At 44.5% G+C, this 559-nt stretch carries 2 pseudogenes; both read left to right on the top strand.

Features of this window, described 5'->3' with window-relative positions:
- Positions 1–250, top strand: a pseudogene (locus tag ACFIKY_RS09310) (baseplate assembly protein); the annotation flags it as partial.
- Positions 237–559: pseudogene (locus ACFIKY_RS09305) on the top strand (baseplate assembly protein); the annotation flags it as partial. The pseudogenes ACFIKY_RS09310 and ACFIKY_RS09305, both read left to right, overlap by 14 nt.

Below are 559 nucleotides of genomic sequence, written 5' to 3'. Positions count from 1 at the left end.
ATTCCAAGATGCCAATGCTGATCCTGCGACGATGATGCAGCTTTATCAAGCAATTGTTGAAGCACTCGATGATCCAGAGTGTGGAGAGCCTGGGTTTTCGTTGCAGAGGATTGATCTGACAAAAGCAACGCGTGAAGGCACATTCCATTTTGTTTTAACGGGTGTTTTTTATCCCAATGGGCATTTGGGGGATTGGTCACACAAAGAGCCAATGAGCATCAATTTAGAGGTTGGTGATGACAGAGTTTGAACCTTTATCCATTCTACAATTTCCTTGGCCACAACTTCCTCTGCCACAAATTATTGAAGAGCTTTCTGTTGAAGCCATTTTAGAGCAAAAGATCACGCGTTTGACTGAGCTTTTTGCGGCGCATCATATTCCTTATAATGTGGAAAAGACGGCTTATGATCCGGTGGTCATTCAATTGCAAGCGGCCGCTTATGAAGAGTTGCTATTGCGCCAGCGGATTAATGAAGTGGCGCGGGATAATTTACTCACATTTGCGCGTGGAACAAGTTTAGATCATTTGGGGGATTTTCATGGGGTCACGCGCCTTTT

This window comes from Bartonella sp. CR127HXZ (genome assembly GCF_042194555.1).
Taxonomy (GTDB): Bacteria; Pseudomonadota; Alphaproteobacteria; order Rhizobiales; family Rhizobiaceae; genus Bartonella; species Bartonella grahamii.
The sequence above is the reverse complement of the archived record's forward strand: the minus strand, read 5'-3'. Positions and strand labels throughout refer to the sequence as shown.